Annotated in this window: 16 protein-coding genes; 10 read left to right on the top strand and 6 right to left on the bottom strand. The window is 63.2% G+C overall.

What is annotated here, in order from left to right; translation table 11 throughout:
* Window positions 1-1,656 (bottom strand): electron transfer flavoprotein-ubiquinone oxidoreductase, encoded by a 1,656-nt coding sequence (locus PQ467_RS20675; protein WP_274176367.1) that lies wholly within the window; start codon window positions 1,654-1,656, stop codon window positions 1-3.
* Between the two features lie 260 nt (window positions 1,657-1,916).
* On the opposite strand from PQ467_RS20675, the gene bktB reads away from it, so the two are divergent.
* The 8 genes from bktB (at window position 1,917) to PQ467_RS20635 (ending at window position 9,688) form a co-directional block, all read left to right on the top strand.
* Window positions 1,917-3,107, top strand: a complete 1,191-nt coding sequence (gene bktB, locus PQ467_RS20670; protein ID WP_274176366.1) for a beta-ketothiolase BktB — start codon at window positions 1,917-1,919, stop codon at window positions 3,105-3,107.
* Window positions 3,108-3,191: 84 nt separating this feature from the next.
* On the top strand, window positions 3,192-3,977 hold the full coding sequence (locus PQ467_RS20665) for an enoyl-CoA hydratase-related protein (protein WP_274176365.1): 786 nt from the start codon (window positions 3,192-3,194) through the stop codon (window positions 3,975-3,977).
* A 23-nt stretch (window positions 3,978-4,000) separates the two neighbouring features.
* Window positions 4,001-4,765, top strand: a complete 765-nt coding sequence (locus tag PQ467_RS20660) for an SDR family NAD(P)-dependent oxidoreductase (protein WP_274176364.1) — start codon at window positions 4,001-4,003, stop codon at window positions 4,763-4,765.
* A 4-nt stretch (window positions 4,766-4,769) separates the two neighbouring features.
* On the top strand, window positions 4,770-5,306 hold the full coding sequence (locus PQ467_RS20655) for a nuclear transport factor 2 family protein (protein WP_274176363.1): 537 nt from the start codon (window positions 4,770-4,772) through the stop codon (window positions 5,304-5,306).
* Window positions 5,307-5,388: 82 nt separating this feature from the next.
* Window positions 5,389-6,330: an oxidoreductase gene (locus PQ467_RS20650; RefSeq protein WP_274176362.1), complete on the top strand. Its 942-nt coding sequence runs from the start codon at window positions 5,389-5,391 to the stop codon at window positions 6,328-6,330.
* A gap of 15 nt (window positions 6,331-6,345) precedes the next feature.
* Window positions 6,346-7,320: an NAD(P)H-dependent flavin oxidoreductase gene (locus PQ467_RS20645; RefSeq protein ID WP_274176361.1), complete on the top strand. Its 975-nt coding sequence runs from the start codon at window positions 6,346-6,348 to the stop codon at window positions 7,318-7,320.
* A gap of 5 nt (window positions 7,321-7,325) precedes the next feature.
* Window positions 7,326-8,198 (top strand): crotonase/enoyl-CoA hydratase family protein, encoded by an 873-nt coding sequence (locus PQ467_RS20640; RefSeq protein WP_274176360.1) that lies wholly within the window; start codon window positions 7,326-7,328, stop codon window positions 8,196-8,198.
* Window positions 8,199-8,272: 74 nt separating this feature from the next.
* Entirely contained in the window at window positions 8,273-9,688 is a 1,416-nt protein-coding gene (locus PQ467_RS20635) for an NAD-dependent epimerase/dehydratase family protein (RefSeq protein ID WP_274176359.1), read from the top strand.
* A gap of 36 nt (window positions 9,689-9,724) precedes the next feature.
* On the opposite strand, the gene PQ467_RS20630 is transcribed toward PQ467_RS20635, so the two are convergent.
* The 5 genes from PQ467_RS20630 to PQ467_RS20610 all read right to left on the bottom strand — a co-directional run bounded on the left by PQ467_RS20630 (window position 9,725) and on the right by PQ467_RS20610 (window position 17,538).
* Complete coding sequence (locus PQ467_RS20630; protein WP_274176358.1) at window positions 9,725-13,042, bottom strand: glycosyl hydrolase; 3,318 nt, start codon at window positions 13,040-13,042, stop codon at window positions 9,725-9,727.
* Window positions 13,043-13,135: 93 nt separating this feature from the next.
* Window positions 13,136-14,038 (bottom strand): NAD(P)-dependent oxidoreductase, encoded by a 903-nt coding sequence (locus PQ467_RS20625; RefSeq protein WP_274176357.1) that lies wholly within the window; start codon window positions 14,036-14,038, stop codon window positions 13,136-13,138.
* A gap of 14 nt (window positions 14,039-14,052) precedes the next feature.
* Window positions 14,053-15,498 carry an aldehyde dehydrogenase family protein gene (locus PQ467_RS20620; RefSeq protein ID WP_274176356.1) on the bottom strand — a complete coding sequence of 482 codons (1,446 nt, stop codon included), beginning with the start codon at window positions 15,496-15,498 and terminating at the stop codon, window positions 14,053-14,055.
* Complete coding sequence (locus tag PQ467_RS20615) at window positions 15,495-16,745, bottom strand: CaiB/BaiF CoA transferase family protein (RefSeq protein WP_274176355.1); 1,251 nt, start codon at window positions 16,743-16,745, stop codon at window positions 15,495-15,497. Before PQ467_RS20615 ends, PQ467_RS20620 begins: the two co-directional genes overlap by 4 nt.
* Window positions 16,738-17,538: a crotonase/enoyl-CoA hydratase family protein gene (locus PQ467_RS20610; protein WP_274176354.1), complete on the bottom strand. Its 801-nt coding sequence runs from the start codon at window positions 17,536-17,538 to the stop codon at window positions 16,738-16,740. Before PQ467_RS20610 ends, PQ467_RS20615 begins: the two co-directional genes overlap by 8 nt.
* A 109-nt stretch (window positions 17,539-17,647) precedes the next feature.
* Between PQ467_RS20610 and PQ467_RS20605 the strand changes: the two genes are divergently transcribed.
* Window positions 17,648-18,511 carry a LysR substrate-binding domain-containing protein gene (locus PQ467_RS20605; RefSeq protein ID WP_274176353.1) on the top strand — a complete coding sequence of 288 codons (864 nt, stop codon included), beginning with the start codon at window positions 17,648-17,650 and terminating at the stop codon, window positions 18,509-18,511.
* 84 nt (window positions 18,512-18,595) lie between these two features.
* Window positions 18,596-19,783 (top strand): acyl-CoA dehydrogenase family protein, encoded by a 1,188-nt coding sequence (locus tag PQ467_RS20600; protein WP_274176352.1) that lies wholly within the window; start codon window positions 18,596-18,598, stop codon window positions 19,781-19,783.
* Window positions 19,784-19,792: the final 9 nt, after the last annotated feature.

Genomic DNA, 19,792 nt, shown 5'->3' with positions numbered 1-19,792 from the left:
TCACATATTGGGATAATTCGGCCCGCCGCCGCCTTCGGGCGCGACCCATGTGATGTTCCCGGTGGGGTCCTTGATGTCGCAGGTCTTGCAGTGGACGCAGTTCTGGGCGTTGATCTGGAGGCGCTTGGCATCGCCCTCGCCGCCCGGAACATCGACGAACTCATAGACCCCTGCCGGGCAGTAGCGCGCCTCCGGCCCGGCATAGCGCGGCAGGTTGATCCGTGTCGGCACCGAGGGATCGGTGAGTTTCAAGTGGCAGGGCTGGTCCTCCTCATGATTGGTGAAGGAGAAGGACACGCTCGTCAGCCGGTCGAAGCTGATCACGCCATCCGGTTTGGGATAGGCGATGGGTTGGTAGAGATCGGCCCTTCCCGTTGCCTCGGCGTCGGTGTGGTGCGCCATCGCGCCGAAGGGGTTCACCTTCAAATACCGCGCCCACATATCCGCGCCCGCCAGCACCGTCCCCAGCGCCCCGCCGAACTTGGCCACCAGGGGCTGCGCATTCTGCACCAGCTTCAGCTCGTCCGCGATCCAGCTTTCGCGCAAGGTGGCCTCATAGCCATCCAGCTGCGTGCCCTCATGGCCCGCTGTGATCGCCTCCACAATCGCCTCGGCGGCCAGCATGCCCGACTTCATCGCCGTATGGCTGCCCTTGATGCGCGGCACATTGACAAAGCCCGCGCTGCACCCGGCCAGCACCCCGCCCGGGAAGGCCAGATGCGGCACGCTCTGCCATCCGCCCTCGTTGATCACCCGCGCGCCATAGCTGACCCGCTTGCCGCCTTCGAGGATGGCCCGAATCGCGGGATGCTGCTTCCAGCGCTGAAATTCCTCGTAAGGAGACACATGCGGGTTCCTGTAATCGAGCGCCGTCACAAACCCCAGCGCGACCTGCCCGCCCGCCTGATGATAAAGGAAACCGCCGCCCCAGCTCTCGCTCTCCGACAGCGGCCAGCCCTGCGTGTGCAGCACCCGCCCCGGCACATGCTTGTCGGGCGCAATGTCCCACAATTCCTTGATGCCCAGACCATAGACCTGCGGCTGACAATCGCGCTCAAGATCGTACTTGGCCTTGACCCGCTTGGTCAGATGCCCGCGCGCGCCCTCGGCCAGCACCGTGTATTTGGCGGTCAGGTTCATGCCGGGCTGGTAATCCGGCTTCGGATTGCCCTCATGGTCCACGCCCATATCGCCGGTCTGCACGCCGATGATGCGATCACCATCATAGAGCAATTCCGCCGCCGGGAAGCCGGGGAAGATCTCCACCCCCAGTTCCTCGGCCTTGCCCCCCAGCCAGCGGCACAGATTGCCGAGGCTGGCGGTGTAATTGCCGTGGTTGCTCATAAACGGCGGCATCAGCGCATGGGGCACCGCGTAATGCCCGCCCTTGGTCAGCACCCAGTGCCAATTGTCCGTCACCGGGGTTTGCGCCAACGGGCAATCGCTGTCGCGCCAGTCGGGCAGCAATTCATCCATCGCGCGCGGATCGACCACCGCGCCCGAGAGAATATGCGCCCCGATCTCGGACCCCTTCTCCAGCACGCAGACGCTCAGATCGGCATTGAGCTGCTTGATGCGGATGGCGGCGGCAAGCCCCGCAGGACCCCCGCCGACCACCACCACATCATAGGGCATCGTTTCGCGCTGGATGGTCATTTTTCTTGCTGTGCCTGAATTTCTGCCATGGAGGGTTTGCGGTAGAATTAGGGGCTATTGCCATTTACCGCAAGGGAATTGATTCGCAAAATCGTCCTATCGAAAAAAAATGTTTGCATATGCGTATCTAAAGTGGAAAAATAATACGCAAATGTGAAATTCAAGTTTCGAGCTTCTTGAGCTTTCCGGATTCCTGCAGGCGCCGGAAGCGAGGGGCGACGTGGCAGTATCGCCAAGAAGACATCTGAATGGGGATGAGAATGTTTGATATCTATATCGTCAGCGGCACGCGCACGGCGATCGGCGATTTTGGCGGCGGGCTGAAAAGCTTCATGCCCTCCGAACTGGCGGGCCTTGTGGCCGCCGAGGCGGTGCGCCGCGCGGGCGTGGCGGCGGGCGATGTGGGCCATGTCGTTTTCGGCCAGGTCGTGCCCAGCAGTTCGAAGGATGCCTATGTCGCCCGCGTGGCGGCGCTCAATGCGGGCATTCCGGTGGAAACCCCGGCGCTGACGGTTAACCGCCTGTGCGGCTCGGGGCTGCAGGCGATTGTTTCGGCCGCGCAGATGATGAAGCTGGGCGAGGCCGATGTGACGCTGGCGGGCGGGGTGGAAAGCATGTCCAACGCCCCCTATCACGACCATGGCCAGCGCTGGGGGCGCAAGATGGGCGACGCGCAACTGGTCGATGCGATGGTGCAGGCGCTGACCGATCCGGTGGGCGGCTATCACATGGGCGTGACGGCGGAAAACGTGGCCGAGCGCCACGGCGTCACCCGCGAGGCGCAGGATGCGCTGGCGGTCGAGGGCCATGCCCGCGCGATCCGGGCCATCGAGGAAGGGCGCTTCAAGGAGCAGATCCTGCCGGTCGAGATCAAGACGCGTAAGGGCGTGACCGTGTTCGACACCGACGAACATCCGCGCACGGGCACCAATGCCGAGAGCCTTGCCGCCATGAAGCCGGTGTTCAAGAAAGACGGCACCGTCACCGCCGCCAATGCCAGCGGGATCAACGATGGCGCGGCGGCGGTGGTGCTGGCCACGGGCGATGCGGTGGCGGCCAAGGGACTGAAGCCGCTGGCCCGGATCGTGAGTTGGGGCCATGCCGGGGTGGAACCGGCGCTGATGGGCGTGGGGCCGGTGAAGGCGGTGCCTGTGGCTTTGAGCCGTGCGGGGCTGACGCTGGCCGATATGGACGTGATCGAGGCCAATGAGGCCTTTGCCGCGCAGGCGCTGGCCGTGGCGGGCGAACTGGGCTTTGACCCGGACAAGCTCAACCCCAATGGCAGCGGCATTGCGCTGGGCCATCCGATTGGCGCGACCGGCGCGATCCTGACAGTAAAGACGGCTTATGAATTGCGCCGCACCGGCGGGCGCTATGGCCTCATCACCATGTGCATCGGCGGCGGTCAGGGCATCGCGATGGTGATCGAAAACGTGATCGAGGCGGTGTGATTACAGCGATCGGACAAGACCTCGGCCAGCCACCCGCCCGACACCTGCAGATGGCGGGGGCTGGCAAGCACAGGGGAGAGGCATTTGTATCAGGACATCAAGGTTGAACGGTCGGGGGCCGTGGTGATTATTGTGCTCAGTCGCCCGCACCGTCTGAATGCCCTTACCACGCGCATGTTGGCGGAGGTAGAGCACGCCGTGCTGGCGGCGGTTGAAGAACGGGCGCGGGCCATTCTGCTTACCGGCGAGGGGCAGTTCTTTTCCGTCGGCACCGACATGGAACCCGACGGAGACGCTTATACTGGCCTGACCGATGATCTGGGCGCGGTACTGGAGCAGCGGGCGAACCCCTTGATGAAACTGCTTGCCGATTTGCCGATGCCCTTGGTCTGTTCGGTGAACGGCCCGGCGATCGGAGCGGCTGTGGGGCTTGCGCTGATGGGTGATCTGCTGGTGATGGGGCAGCGCTCCTACCTCCAGCTGGCGCAGGTGGGCGTTGGGCTGGTGCCTGACACCGGCGCAACATGGCTGGTGGCCCGTTCGATGGGGCGGGCCCGTGCGATGCAGATGGCGTTGTTTGGCGAAAGGCTGGGTGCCAATGAGGCGAAGGCGGCCGGAATTGCCGCCAGTGTCATGCCCGATTCCTTTGTGCGCAGCGAGGCGCTGGCGTTGGCCTCACGATTGGCCGAAGGGCCGACGCGGGCGATGGGCGCGATCCGGCGACAGATCAATTATGCCATGGATCATGACCTTGCCGATGTCCTCGCCTTCGAGGCTGAACAGCAGCGGGCATGTGGCCGCACACAGGATTTTGCTGCGGCGCGCGCGGCTCTGGGCAGCAGGAAACGCACGTTGTTCATCGGGCAATGATTACAAGGCATAGGAGAGAGAGCATGGATTTCCCGAAAGGCGCGGCCCTGATCTTTGGCGGCAGTGGCGGCATCGGCAAGGGTGTGGCCGAAGAATTCGCCCGCGCGGGCACCGATGTGGCGATCTGTTATCGTTCCAAGCGCGATGTGGCAGAAGCGACCGTCGCAACGATTCAGGCTCTGGGTGTGGAGGCGAGCATCCACCAGCTTGACGTGCGCGACCGGGCGCAGGTGGAGGCCGGCTTCAATGCCGCCGTCGCCCGGCATGGCCGGGTGCATACTGTGGTGTGGGGCGCAGGGCCGCTGGTACCGCAGGTCTATCTCGCCGATGTCACGCAGGATCAGTTCAGGCAGGCGGTGGAGGTCGAGGTCTTCGGTTTTTTCAACGCGGCGCAGGCGGCGATACCGCATATGCGGCAGGCAGGCGGCGGCTCTTTCGTGCATCTGGGTTCGGCCGGGCATGACTGGTGGCCCAAGCTCGACGGGCTGTCGGTGGCGCCGAAGGCCGCGAACGAGGCCTTGATCAAGGGCATTGCCAAGGAGGAGGGGCGCCATGAGATTCGCGCCAATTCGGTGCTGGTGGGCGTGATCGATGCGGGCATGTTCCATGAACTGACCGCGCAGGGTCATTTTGACGCCAAATGGATCGAGGAAACCCATAAGCTGCTGGCGCTCAAGCGCTGGGGCGAGGCGCGTGATATCGGACAGGCGGCGGTATTTTTCGCCTCGGATCGCGCGCGCTATGTGACCGGGCAGACGATCTCTGTATCGGGCGGTTTCGGGGTCTAGGCCCATGTTGGCGCCCCATGCCATCGGCCCTCAGGAGGCTGCCGACCGTGCGGCGCTGGCCCATCTCGTGGCCGCCTATGGCCACGGGATCGATCGGCGTGACTACGCCTTGCTGCGCAGTCTTTATCATCCCGATGCCGAGGACGATCACACCCCCTATTACTGTGGCAGCGCCAAGGGCTACATAGACTGGCTGCCCGGCATGATGGCGCAATGGTCGGCCACTTCGCATGTTGCGCTTTCGTGCCTGTTCGCGCTGGACGGCGATGTTGCGCAAGGGGTGATCGGCGCGCGGGCCTGGCATCTGACGCTGGACCGGCAGCGACAGTTCATCGCCTGGGGCCGCTATGCCGATCATTATGAGCGGCGCGAGGGCGTGTGGCGCTTTGCGCGGCGCTCCTTCATCCTGGATTGGGCCGAGGAGCGTGCCGCCGCGCCCGGCGACGATTTCGGCAGCGAGGGCGTGGCCGTGGGCCGGGCCGGGGCGGATGATCCCGTTTACGGGCGACTGTCCATGTTTACCGCAGGCGACGCTATGTGAATTTGCGCCTATTTATCAGTGTTTGGGTTGGGGGCCGGTCATAATCTTTGGGGACGGTCGGAAGAATAAAAGGGAGAGTGTGGTGCGCAACTGGGGAGAGAGCGATATTCCCGACCAGACCGGCAAGCGGGTGCTGGTGACAGGCGGGGCAAGCGGAATTGGCTATGAGGCGGCGCGCGCGTTGGCCGAGCAGGGCGCCCATGTCATCATCGCGGATCGCAACATGGAGGCAGGCGCGGCCGCCGTTCAGCGCATTCGCACCAAGCGCCCCGATGCTGTTGTCGAATTTCGCCCGCTGGACCTTGGCAGCCTCAAGGCGGTGCGCGACTTTGCCGCCGCGCTGCTGGTCGAGGGGCAGGTTCTGGATACTCTGATCAACAATGCCGGTATTCAGCCGATCAGCGAACGCCGCACCAGCGCCGACGGTTTCGAATTGACCTTTGCCATCGGCCATCTCGGGCACTTCGCGCTGACCGGCCTGTTGCTCCGGCTGCTGGAACGCTCGGTTGCGGGGCGCATCGTGACTGTGTCGAGCATGGTTCATGGTGGCGGCAAGTTCGATTGGGATGACCTTCAGATGACCAAGGCCTATTCCTCGCAGCGCGCCTACAATCAGACCAAGCTGGCCAATCTGCTCTTCGCCCGCGAACTTGCCGCGCGACTGGAGCGTTTGGGCAGCAAGTTGCGCAGCATCGCGGTTCATCCCGGCGTGGCGCAGACATCCATTGGCGCCAACCGCAAGCAGTTGGGCGCCTTCCACCTTGGCGATTACATGGTGAGCGCGGTGCTTTCCCTGGTGATGCCCTTTCTGGGCCAACCGGCATCGGCGGGTGCGCTGCCCACGATGTTTGCGGCCAGCGCGGAGGGCGCGGTCAATGGCGGCTTTTTTGGCCCCGATGGCTTTGGCGAAATGAAGGGGGCACCGGCTCCGGCCAGGATCAAGCCGGCTGCTCAGGATATGGCGGCGGCGGCGCGGTTGTGGGCTGTGACAGAAAAGCTGACCGGGCTCAGCTATCTCGACTGATTTTTGGAGAAACTGATGAAAACCCGCATAACGCAGATCACCGGCACCCGTTATCCGATCATCCAGGGCGGCATGCAATGGGTGGGGCGCGCGGAATTGGCCAGCGCCGTGTCCAATGCGGGAGGGCTTGGCATTCTGACCGCGCTAACCCAGCCCACGCCCGACGCGCTGGCTGCCGAGATCCGGCGTTGCCGGACGATGACCGATCAGCCGTTCGGCGTGAACCTCACCATCCTGCCCACAGCGGTGCCGCCACCCTATGCCGATTATGTGGAAGTGATTGTGCGCAGCGGCGTGAAACTGGTGGAAACGGCGGGGCGCAGTCCGGCCGAATTTATCGCCCGTTTCAAGGAGGCGGGGATCAAAATCATCCATAAATGCACGGCGGTGCGTCATGCGCTCTCAGCGCAAAGGGCGGGGGCCGATGCCATCAGCATCGACGGTTTTGAAGCCGCCGGGCATCCCGGTGAGGACGATGTGCCCGGCCTCGTGCTGATTCCGGCCGCCGCGCGGGCGTTGGCCATTCCCATTCTGGCCGCAGGCGGCATGGCTGATGGCCGATCCATGGCCGCCGCTCTTGCACTGGGGGCCGAAGGTATCACGATGGGCACGCGTTTCATGCTGACCAAAGAGGCGCCGATCCATGACGCGATCAAGCAGGCCGTGGTGGGCGCGAGCGAACGTGACACACGGCTGATCTTTCGCAAGTTCCGCAATACGGCGCGGGTCTTTGCCAATGCCACCTCGCTCGAAGTGGTGGAGCGCGAGAACATGCCGGGTTCTACCTTTGAAGATATCAAGGCGCTGGTCGTCGGTGCGCGCGGGCGTGCGGCGCTGGAGGCGGGCAGGATCGACGACGGCCTTGTGTGGGCCGGGCTGGGCATTGGGCTGATGGACGATATTCCCAGCTGCGCCGAATTGATCGAACGGATTGTGGCGGAATGCCGCGCCGCGCTGGCGCGGGCTGGCGGTCTTGCCGGTGAGGAGTGAAAGCCATGGGTTATGAAACGCTGCGCTATGAGGTGGATGGCGATGGCATCCTGCTGCTCACGCTGTCCCGGCCCGAACATATGAACGCTTTCACTGTGCAGATGTGCGAGGAACTGGTGGCGGCCTATGCTCGCGCCAGCGTCGATGATGCGGTGCGCGCGGTGATCGTGACGGGCGAGGGGCGGGCCTTTTGTGCAGGGATGGACCTTTCGCGGCCCGGCAACGTGTTCGGCCTCGATGAAAGTCTGCGCCCGACGATGACCGATTTGCGCGACCGGCTCGACGATCCAGAGATCCATCAGGGCGTGCGCGACACGGGCGGGCGCGTGGCGATGGCGATGCTGGGCTGTCTCAAGCCGATTGTCGGCGCGGTGAACGGTGCGGCGGTGGGCATCGGTTCAACCATGCTGCTCCCGATGGATTTTCGTTTCGCTTCGGAAAAGGCGCGTTTCGGCTTTGTGTTCGGCAAGCTGGGCATTACGCCCGAGGCTTGCTCCACATGGTTTCTGCCGCGCCTTGTGGGTATGGAGCAGGCGCTTGAATGGTTTTACCGGGCCGAGATTTTTGACGCCGCCGAGGCTCTGGCCAAAGGGCTCGTGCGCCGGATCTGCGCGTCCGAGACGTTGGTGGAGGAGGCGCGTGCCTTTGCTCTCTCGCTGGTCAAGGATCGCTCGCCGGTGTCGATCGGCATGATCCGCCAGATGACTTGGCGCAACAGCGCTTACAGCACGCCGCTCGATGCGCACCTCGTTGAGTCGCTCTCGATGTTTTACACCAGCATCGGTGACGGCAAGGAGGGTGTGGCGGCCTTTCTCGAGAAAAGAGCGCCTGAATTTGCGGGCAGGGCCAGCGCCATGCCACCATTTTATCCTTGGTGATCGGCAGGACGCAAAGCATATCTTGATAATTCGAACGGCATCGTTCAATAATGGCGCAGTTCTGAGGAGTGGATATGACAACGCGCAAGACGGTTCTGCTGACGGGTGCCACGGGCAATATGGGCCGCGAGGCGATAAAGCGCATCGCGGCGCTGGGCGATGGCGTCACACTGCGCATTCTGGTGCGCGCCCAAGAGGAGCGCCATCCCGTGGTTCGCAATGCGGTAAAGCGCGGGCTGGCGCAGGTCTATTGGGGCGACCTGACCGATTACGCCTCGATTGAGGCTGCCGTTAAGGGCGCTGACATCGTGCTGCATGTGGGCGGGCTGGTCTCGCCGATGGCCGACAGTCTCCCGCCCGAAGTGGTGACCAAGGTGAACGTGGGCGGCGCGCGCAACATCGTGCGGGCGATCCAAACGGTTGGCGATCCCAAGAGCACAAGGCTGGTCTATATCGGCACGGTGGCGCAAACCGGCAGCCGCAACGCGCCGATCCATTGGGGGCGTACCGGCGACCCCATCAAAATCAGCACCTTTGACCATTACGCCGTGACCAAGACCGAAGCCGAGGCGGTGGTTGCGGAATCGGGCCTGCGTTATTGGGTGTCGCTGCGCCAGAGCGGCATGGCGCATTTCGACATATGGAAGACTTTCGATCCAATCATCTTCCACAACCCCTATAATGGCGTGTTCGAATGGTCGACAGCGAATGACAGCGGCCGCCTGATGGCGGGTGTTTGCGCCGATGATGTGCCCGACGGTTTCTGGCGCGGCTTTTACAACATCGGCGGGGGTGCGAGCTCGCGGGTGGTGAACCATGAGTTCATGGCGACCCAGATGCCCAATTACCGCCGGATCATGCAGCCCCACTGGTCCGCGACGCGCAATTTTCATGGCCAATGGTATGCCGACAGTGACCGCCTGCAAGAGCTGGTGCCGTTCCGCGAACAGTCGATCCATGATTTCTTTGCGCAATTGCCGCAGCATATGCCTGCGCCCGCCCGCTGGATCCCGCGTATCGCGCCCGGTCTTGTGCGTGGACAATTGGAGAAGCTGGCCAAGGGGCCGGGCGGCTCGCTGCGCTGGTTTGCCGAAAATGACGAGGCCCATATCCGCGCCTATTTCGGCTCACGCTCGGCGTGGGAAGCGATTCCGCGCGACTGGGCCGATTATCCGCTGGCCCAGCCTTCGCGTGAGATAAGCCTGCTGGACCATGGCTATGATGAGGCGCAGGATTGGACCCAGGCGGATCTCAAAGCCGCGGCGCAGTTCCGGGGCGGCCATTATCACGGCGGCCAAGGCGCGGATCCCTATGCCCCCGCGCCGTGGGAATGCCATGCCGGGCACCGCTTCGAGATGTCACCCAACCTTTATCTGCGTGGTGGGCACTGGTGCCCCACCTGTCAGACAAACTCGGCCGACTATGATGATGCGGCCGAGCGCAGCCCGTTCTTTGCGCAGGTGTGGCAGGAGGAAGGCGCGCAAGGGTGATCCCCTTGCGCGTTCCATGCTCTTACTTGGCGCCCCTCACTTGACGGGCACCTCGCTGTAGAGCTTAACTGGCCCGATCAGCCCCGAGGCGCGCAGCGGTGCGGCCGCGCCATAGGTCTTCTGCGACGTCCAGGTGATCTTTTGCGCCACATCAGGCTGAGCGTCGCCAATCAGTCGGTTAACCCACAGATTGGCGACCTTGACCTCGATACTGTTGGTGCCGCGCTTGATGGCATCGCCAATATCGAGGCGATAAGGGGCGTGCCAGACTGCGCCCACGGGTTTGCCGTTCACCGACACTTCCGCCAGATCGCCAACCGTGCCCAGATCGAGCCAGAGCTTGCCCCTTTGACCCTTCGGGGCGGCAAAGCTGGTGCGATAGGTGGCCACGCCCGAGAAATAGCGGATACGTGGATCGGTTGAGGTGTTCAGCGGGCTGAGTGCAGGAAGGGTGATGCTGCCATCAGGCGCGCCGCGCTGGCTCTGGAAACTGACGCTCCAGCCCTTGTCTAGGCTCGCCACTTCGCTCGGCGTCGTTGGCGCGACCGTCAGGGCTGGGGCGGTTGCTGTCTGGCGGAATACCACAAAAGCGGCGTCGCGCGGGGCCAGATCCAGCGGAACAATGGTGGCTCCGCCTTCGGTGCGATAGGACAAGGGTTCTGACTGACCGGTTTCGGCATGCCACAGCCACGGCGCCTTGCCGGTGACGCGGAAACGGGCCTCGATGGTCTCGCGCCGGTTGAGCCGGTTGGTGAGGTAGAAGATCTCGCCATCTTCGACATGGCGCTGGACAAACAGGATCTGGCTGTCTGCTGCGCCATTATGCGCAAAGGCCGGAGCCACGCCGATGTCTGCCAGAGCTTGCTCCACCTTGTCCGAAGCGATCACCCGCCCCAAACCCAATTTGCCGCCCCACAGCTTGGCGGTCAGCGCGGCAAATTCGGCCGGATCATCCTTCAGAGAGGGCGAGGACAAGGGCGCCTTGCCGATCACAGTGCCCCCGTCTTCTACCAGTGCCGCCAGCTTGCGCAGCACCGGCAGCGTCATCCGCGATGATGAACCGCCGAGGTAGATCGCCGCATAGCGCGCGCCGCCCTTGGTGATGACCTCGCCCTTGTCCACACTGGTCTGATCGAGCAGGGCGTCGGCGCTCAAAAAGTCATAGGCGTGGGTCTTGGGCGCGTCGCTGGCCGGTCCCTTGGCAAACAGCGCGGTCAGCGGCTGTTCCTCACCATAGAAATAGGCGACATCGGCCACATTGCGTCCCTGTTGCAGCAGATAGCCGCTGCGCGAGAGATAATCGATCCATGGCTTGGCCATCGTGGCCCAGCTTTCGTGGCGGGTGAAGAACTGGCCGAACAGCGACAGTGACAGGCCGGGCACCTTGTCATCCACCGGTTGATGGACGCTGGTGTGAATGATTGGGCGGTTGATGCCATAGGCAAAGGCCAAATCCGCCACTGGCTTGAGATCAGCGGGGGCGTGGGCCCAGAACTGCATCGAGGAGGTAAAGGTCTCTGAGGCGGCAAGGTTCTGACCATAGACATGCGCCACCGAGGCGGCGCCCTTCATATCGGCCAGATAGCCGGGCGCCGGCCCCTTATCGAGCGGATAGGTCCAGATTGCCGCCATCGGCACATCGGCATGAGAACGCATGCTCATGTCATCGCCAAGAATAGGGCGCTCGTTTTCCAGCGCCTCACCATAGACCTTCAGGCCCTTTTCATGTGCCACCTTGGCCACCGTGCCGTAATGTTGTGAGGCTTGCAGATCGGCCAGAGTTCGACGCCAGTCATAGAGAAATGCGTCCGATTGCGCCCGTGTGCCGATCAGGACACCGGCCAGTGTGGGGAGCCAGGGCGTTGGGTCATAGCCGCGCAGGGCCTTGAATTGTTCGACCGCGCGCGGAGTCCAGTTGGCGGTGCCGATCTCGGTGCTGTCGGTCACGATGGCTCGCACGCCATGCGCGCCCATCAGGCTGTCGCCAGCCGCAGCCCGATAATTGCCCAGATAGGTTTCCAGATAGCGCCGGACCGCCGCGCCATCATATTTGTCCACTTCAAGCCCGGTGGCTTCGGGGTTTGCCGGATGGTTGACCGTGCCGGTCAGCGACCAGCCCATGCGCACGATCCGCCATTGTCCCTTGGGCACCTGCCAGTCGAGCGTGCCGTCGGGGCGCAGCTTGCCGGTCAGGTCGACGATGTCGGTGGGGGCGAGGCCGCTCTCCTGCGCATCGGCCTTGTGATCGAGTTGATAGTAGTTGCTGACGACCGCAAGGCCGGACTTGGCCTCGAAATGATCCACCGCGGCATCGCCGGACAGGTGCAATTCGGCCAGTTGCACGCGTGCCGGGTGCTTCATGACAAAAGACCCGCTTGTGTCACGGGCTGTGTTTTCGGCAAAAACCAGCCGGAATTCGCGGGCGGTCACCGCCGGGAACCCGATCGTGGTTGCCGCCGTGGTCAGATGCGCCTCACCCAGCGAGCGCCAGCCATCGCCTTCGCGGACCTCAAGGCGGGGCAGCAGGGCAGGCTCGGTAAAGGGAAAGACCAGATTGGCGATGTAGAGCGTGACCGAACGCACGGTCTGCGGCTTGTCAAAGGTAATGTCCAGCGCGCCCGGTTCTGTGGCCGTGCCGCTGGCGGCGGGCAGGCGCGTGTCAAGCCGGCCATCGGCGAGCAGCGCGGCATCGCCGATTTCCTCGCCGTTCTGCGTCAACTTGGGCAAAGGCAGCGCAGCAGCCTTCAGGCGATAGGCATAGATGCCGATGTCGCCATGGGCCGTGCCGAAACCCATGCCCTTGTCCGTGCCGGCAAACGCGCCGCCGCGCGGCATGTTCTGATAGGGGCCGGAAACGCTGGGAAGATCGGGCAGGCGCAAGGCGTTCTTGCCGCCGCCGGTGACTTCGGTTTCGGACCAGACGATTTTTTTCATGCCATCCTCGGGCTTAACCCAGGGACCGCCGGTCTCGCTCCAGCCCGGCGATGCGGCAATGGCCAATTCCATGTTCAGGCTGTCGGCCTTTTGCGCGGCAAAATGGAAAGCCTCTTTCCATTCGGGCGTCATATAGCCGATCCGCTTGGGCACAATCAGCGGCGTGTTGATGTTGACATCAAAAGCCTGCGCGCCGGCGATGCCGATCGAGCGCATCCATTCGAGATCCTTGGCGATCCCGTCCTGCGAGATATTGCCGTTCATCCAGTGCCACCATACGCGGGGACGGGCACTGTCGGGCGGGGTTTGAAAGCCTTGGCCCAAGGGATCGGCTGGGGCGGTTTGGGCCAAGGCGGGACCGGTCAGGGCGGTGCTGGCCAAAGCGAGGGCCAACGCGGCGGCGGATGCGGCAGTTTTCATCAAGACTCTCCCTAGTTGGGCGAGTCATAGCAAGGCGGTCGGCCCCTGTCCATAATCGAACGATACTGTTTAATATAGACAGGGGCGCCGTAATCAGGCCGTACGCGGAGCCTTGATTCCAGCCCTCTCACAGGCCCAGTCCAGCAGGGCCGAGTAATCCTTGCGGGCGTAGTCCGCATCGGCGCGCGCGCCGCCATAGACAGCATGGGCCGAGGCGCCCACCGGCAGGCCGATGCGGTTTTCCGCCGCCGCTGTCATCGCCAGCGTCATGTCCTTGAAGGCCAGATCGATGGTGAAACCGGGCACAGTGTCGCCTTTGAGCACCTTGTTGACCATCAGCGTGTGGAGCTGGCCATTCTGTGCGGTTGTGCCCCCGGTTACTTTGAGGATCGTGTCAATATCCAGCCCCAGCTTGGTACCCAGCGCGACGGCCTCGGCTGAAACCTGCGCGATGGTGAGAAGGAGGAAATTGTTCACCAGCTTCATCCGGCTGCCCATGCCTTCGCCGCCGCAGCGATATATGTCCCTGCCCATGGCGTGGAGCAGAGGTTCAACCAGCGCGAAATTGGCATCGGTGGCGCCCACCATGAACAGGGACTCACCGCGTTCGGCATGGAGTACAAGTCGCCCGATCGGGCTGTCGACAAAACCAATGCCCTTGGCCGCGCAGGCCTTGGCCACGCGGTCGGTGCCATTGGCATCGATGGTGGACATTTCGAGCAGCAAGGCGCCCGCATCAATATGCGCCAGCACCCCATCGGGCGAGAGGACAACCGCCTCCACATGGGGCGTGGCAGGCAGGCAGGTGATGACGATGGCAGCACCCTTGCTTGCCTCGGCAATCGAGTGGGCCTTGCGCCCGCCCAGAGCGACGATCTCGTCCGCGCGGGCCGGGTCAATGTCATAGGCGTTGACGTCGAAGCCTTTGCGCTGAAGATTTTTGGCCAGCGGCAGGCCCATGGCGCCGAGGCCGATAAATCCGATTTTCTGTCCCATATGTCCTCTCCAGGTCAGATCGCACCGTGGTTGATGTAGCTGGTTTTGCTTTCGGTGAAGAACTCCGCGCTGGCCGCGCCCGTTTCACGCGGGCCATAGCCCGAGGGCGAGCGCCCACCCAGCGGTACGTGATATTCCAGCCCCGCCGTCGGCGCGTTGACCATGACCATGCCCGCTTGGCTGGCGCGGCGAAAGCGTTCGGCGTTTTTCAGGTTTGTGGTGGCAATGCCTGCCGAAAGCTTATAATCGCAGGCATTGGCCGAGGCGATGGCTTCGTCCAGATCCTCCACCTTCACCACGCTGACGATCGGGCCAAAGCTTTCATGCTGGTTGCAGGCCCATTCGGTCCTTGTGTTTACCAGGAGGGTGGGGGCCATGTAGAGGCCGCGCGTGCGCGCTTCGACCGCCGTGCCGCCAAAAGCCACTTCGGCACCTTCGTATTTAGCATCGGCCACGAACTCCAGATTACCCTTGAACTGAGGCTCATTGGCCACCGGGCCGATCTGCGTATCGGCATCCAGCGCATGCCCGACCCGATAGGCCGCCGCCGCTTTGGCCAGGCGTTCGACAAATTCGTCATGAATGCCCTTGGTCACAACCAGCCGCTCGGTGCCGGTGCAACGCTGGCCGGTTTGTATCCAGGCGCCATTGGCGGCGATTTCTACGGCCAGATCGATGTCGGCGTCATCGAGCACCACCAGCGCGTTCTTGCCGCCCAGTTCAAGCTGACACTTGGTCATGGTCTCGGCGGCGCGTTTGAGCACCACGCGGCCCGTTGCGGTGCCGCCTGTAAAGGTGAGCGCATCGGCGGCGTCGATCATGATGTTGCCAGCCGCGCTGCCGTCGCCGATCACAAGGTTGAACACGCCTTTGGGCAGGCCCACCTCTTCCAGCACCTTGGCCAGCATGATCGCAGCGCCCGGCACAAAGCTGGAGGGCTTGAGCACCACCGTATTGCCATAGGCCAACGCTGCGGCCACCTTCCAGCTCGGCAGCGCGATGGGGAAGTTCCAGGGGGTGATCGCGGCGACAACGCCTACCGGTTCGCGGCTGACAATGATATTGTGTCCGTCGCGCATGGAATTGTACCACTGGCCCTGCGCGCGTACCACCTCGCCCGCGTAATAGTGGAAACATTGCGCGGCGCGGATCGTTTCGCCATAGCCTTCGGGGCGGGTTTTGCCCTCCTCACGGCTCAGCAACAGACCGATTTCGGTGGCGCGGGCCATAAGCAAGTCGCCCGCCTTGCGCAGGATGTCGGCGCGGGCCTGCATGTTGAAGGCGCTCCATGCGGGCAGGGCGCGCTTGGCCGCGGCCATGGCCTCCTCGACCTCGACCGGTGTCGCCTTGGCATAGGTGCCGACCGTTTCGTCAAGATCGGAAGGGTTGATGGTTTCGACCTGAACGCTGCTGTCGCGCCATGCGCCGTCGATGAAATTCTGACCTTTGAACACGCTCATGACAAGCTCTCCGCAATAACGCCGTTGTTTTTCAATGCTGCGATCTCAGCCTCTGACAGTCCCAGCCGATCACTCAGCACGGCGGTGGTATCCTCACCGGAGCGTGGCGGGGCGTGGCGGTAGTTGGGCGGCGTGGCCGAGAACTTGGCTGGAAAGCCGGTGAATTTGACTGGTGTGCCGTCGGCACGCGCAATTTCCTTCACCAGTCCGCGTGCCGCAATCTGGGGATCGTCAAGGATTTGCGGAATGGAATTGACCCGTCCGCCAGGCAATTTCGCCGCCTCCATGGCCGCGATCAGGTCGTCGGACTGCCAGGTGCCGATCGCGGACTGCATCTCGGCGATCAGCGCGTCGCGGTTGGGGCTGCGCCCGGCGTTGGTGGCGAATCGCGGATCCTTGGGCAGGTCCGACCGCCCGATCAATGCGCAGAAATCAACGAACTGGCGGTCATTGCCGAGCGCCACCAGAATGTCGCCATCAGCGCAGGAGAAATCCTGATAGGGCACGGTGTTGGGGTGTTGATTGCCAAGCCGCCCCGGAATCTTGCCGCCATTCATGTAGTTGGAGGCCTGATTGGTCATCAGCGCCACCTGTGTGTCCAGCAGGGCGCAGTCGATCCACTGGCCTTCGCCTGTACGCTGGCGGTGGTTGAGTGCGGCCAGAATGGAGACGGCGGCGTAAAGTCCGGTCGACAGATCGCTGATCGGCACGCCCACCTTCATCGGCCCGCCGCCCGCCGCGCCATCGGGCAGGCCGGTCACGCTCATCAGCCCGCTCATGCCCTGGATCAGGAAGTCATAGCCTCCGCGGTCCTTATAGGGTCCGTCCTGTCCGAAACCGGTGATCGAGCAATAAACCACCAAAGGGTTGATGGCTTTGACGGAATCATAATCCAGCCCGTATTTGGTCAGACCGCCGACCCGGAAATTTTCGAGCACCACATCGGCTTCGGCGGCGAAGCGGCGGATCAGTTCGGCACCCTCGGGATTGGCGATGTTGACGGCAATCGAGCGCTTGTTGCGGTTGGCGCATAGATAATAGGCGGAATCGCCCGAACCATCATCAAGGAACGGAGGGCCCCAGCGCCTTGTGTCATCGCCCTGGCCCGGCTGTTCGACCTTGATGATCTCGGCGCCCAGATCGCCCAGAATCTGGCTGCACCAAGGCCCGGCCAGCACCCGCGACAGGTCGAGCACCTTGAGACCGGCCAAGGGGCCGGTTGGCTGGTTGTCAGGGGTTTCAGGCATCCTTGAACTCCGGATCGCGTTTGTCGAGAAAGGCTGAGACGGCCTCGATATGGTCATCTGTGTAATGCGCCAGCGCCTGATAGGCCGCCGCCATTTCCAGCAGCGAGGGCAGGCTGGTTGACTGGCCCTCGCGCAGCAGGCGCTTGGCCATGCGCGTGGCGTGGCCGGGGTTGGCGGCAATGCCGGCGGCAATGGCGCGGGCGCGGGGCAGCAGGTCTGCTGGGGACAGAACTTCGCTCACCAACCCGTATTGCAGTGCCGTGGCGGCGTTGATCGCTTCGCCGGTCAGGGTCAACTGGCTGGCGCGCGCCATCCCGATGACGCGCGGCAGCAGCCATGCACCGCCCCCGCCCGGAATGATCCCCAGCTTCACATAGCTTTCCGCCACCACCGCCGTATCGGCCATGATGCGGATGTCGCACATGCAGGTGATGTCGAGGCCAAGGCCGATGGCCGCGCCGTTGATCGCCGCGATGATCGGCACTTCAAGTTCGTAGAGCGCCGGACCGATGAGTTGGACGCTGGTGCGATAGGTGTTGCGCAGCGCATAGGGCGACCCGGCAAACATGCCCGATCTTTCGCGCATGTGCTTGACATTGCCCCCTGCGCAAAAGGCTTTGCCCGCGCCCGTCAGAACGATGGCCTTGACCGAGGTGTCCTCTTTCATGGCGGCACAGAAATCAACGATCTCAAGGCTATGTTCGCGCTCGGTGATGGCATTGCGCGCTTCGGGACGGTTCAGCGTGGCGATGACCACGGCGCCCTCGCGCTCGATCTTCAAAAACGGTTCCATTCCAGTTCCATCCCCTATGGTTGCTTTGAGCGTACCGCAGGAGCCAAACTTGCTCCCAATATTAAATTGCTTTAGAGCGATAGTCATTCGCTATCGCTTCGAGGCAAGCATGGATCTGCGCCAACTCCATTATTTTTCGGTTCTGGCCGAAACGCTCAATTTCCACCGCGCCGCAGAACGGCTGCACATTTCGCAGCCACCACTGACGGTCGCCATCCGCAAGCTGGAAGAGGAGCTGGGCGCGCCCCTGTTTCTGCGCAGCCCGCGCGGCGTTTCCTTGACAGCGGCCGGGCAGGCCGCCCTGGAACCCGCGCGCGAGGCGCTGGTGCAGGCCGAGGGGGTGCGCCGCGCCGTGCGCCAAGGGGCAAGCGGCGAACTGGGAAGATTGGCGCTTGGCTTTGTCGGATCGGCCACCTTCGATCTGCTGCCGCGCCTGATCCAGCATTTTCGCGCGCACTATCCGCAGGTGGAACTGGTGTTGGAAGAAGGCACCAGCGTCGACATCGCCGAAAAGATCGAGAATGGCGGGCTGGACATTGGTCTGGTTCGTTTGCCGCTGATGGAACAGCCGCGCGTCAAGGTGCATGTGGTGGAGCGGGACCATATGGTCGTCGCCTTGCCCGTCTCGCATCCCCTTGCGCGGCGCAAACTGCTGCGGATCGAGGATATGGCAGAGGAGCCCTTTGTGGTACACAATCCGATCAGCGTGCTGCGTTCCACCGTGATGGTGGCCTGCCAGAGCGCCGGTTTCCTGCCCCATGTGGCGCAGGAGGCGACGCAGGTGCAAACCATCCTGAGCCTGGTGCAGAGTGGCCTTGGTGTGGCTCTGGTGCCTTCGCATAGCCGCCGGTTTCTGCCCGAAGGTGTCGTGCTGATGGACCTTGTCCAGCCGATCGAGATCAGGCTGGGGCTGGCCCATGCCCATCGCGCCAATGCGGTGGTGAGCAATTTTGTCGCATTGGCCACCGGCTGATATTCATTGTGTATCGGTTGGTGCAAAAATAATATTTGTTTTGACGATCCTGCACGCCAAAGAAAGGAACCTGACGCAGGGCCCATGGAGGCTCTGGACCATGACCATGGAGGATGTCTGGTGTTTGACAGCTTCACCCTATCGGCCTTGCCGCCAGAGGACGAGGCGCTGCGCGCGCCTGTCCGCGCGCTGATTGCCGAGGCGATTGCCGACCTTTCGCTCGATTGCCGCGCGCGCTCGTGGCAGGGCTTTGATGCCGCCTTCAGCCGCAAACTGGGCGCGGCGGGCTATCTGGGGCTGACCTTGCCCAAGGCCTATGGCGGGCAGGAACGCGGCCCCTTCGCGCGTTTTGTGGTGGTGGAAGAACTGCTGGCTGCGGGCGCGCCGGTGGCGGCTCACTGGATCGCCGACCGACAGAGTGCGCCGCTGATCCTCAATTACGGCACCGAAGAACAGCGCCAAAAGCATATTCCCGCCATCTGCCGGGGCGAGCAGTTCTTTTGCATCGGCATGAGCGAGCCGGGCTCCGGTTCGGACTTGGCCAGTGTGCGCACGCGGGCCGAGCGCACCGAAAAAGGCTGGGTGGTGAATGGTCAGAAAATCTGGACCACCAATTCGCTGCACAGTGATTACATGATCGCGCTGCTGCGTACATCGGGCGGGCCGGAAGACCGGCACAAGGGCCTGTCACAATTGATCATCGACCTGAAGGCGCCGGGCGTGACCGTGCGGCCGATCGTTGACCTGACAGGCGATGCGCATTTTGCCGAGGTGTTCCTCGAAAATGTTGAATTGGGCCCGGATGCGCTGATCGGCGCCGAAGGGCAGGGGTGGCATCAGGTAACCGCCGAACTGGCCTTTGAACGCAGCGGGCCGGAACGGATCTATTCCAGCGTGGTGCTGCTCGACGCATGGATCCGACATGTACAGGCGGTTGGACGCGCCGACACCGCGACAACCGCGCTGGTGGGGCGCCTGATGGCGCAGATGGGCGCTTTGCGGGCGATGTCGATTGCCTGCACCGCAAGATTGGTGGCGGGCGAAAGCCCTGTGGTGGAAGCCTCGGTCGTCAAGGATCTGGGGACCAGTTTCGAGCAGGAAGTACCGCTGGCGATCGGCGATGATCTGGCCAGCCATCCGGATGAGCCGGTTTCGGCCGAACTGTATCGCACGTTGCTTTATGTCACGCATATCGCGCCCAGTTTCAGCCTGCGTGGCGGCACGCGGGAAATTCTGCGCGGGATCATCGCGCGCGGCCTTGGGCTGCGCTGAGGGAGGACG

The organism is Novosphingobium sp. KACC 22771 (genome assembly GCF_028736195.1).
GTDB lineage: Bacteria > Pseudomonadota > Alphaproteobacteria > Sphingomonadales > Sphingomonadaceae > Novosphingobium.
Note: the sequence above shows the minus strand (reverse complement) of the source record. Positions and strands in the feature narration are given on the sequence as shown.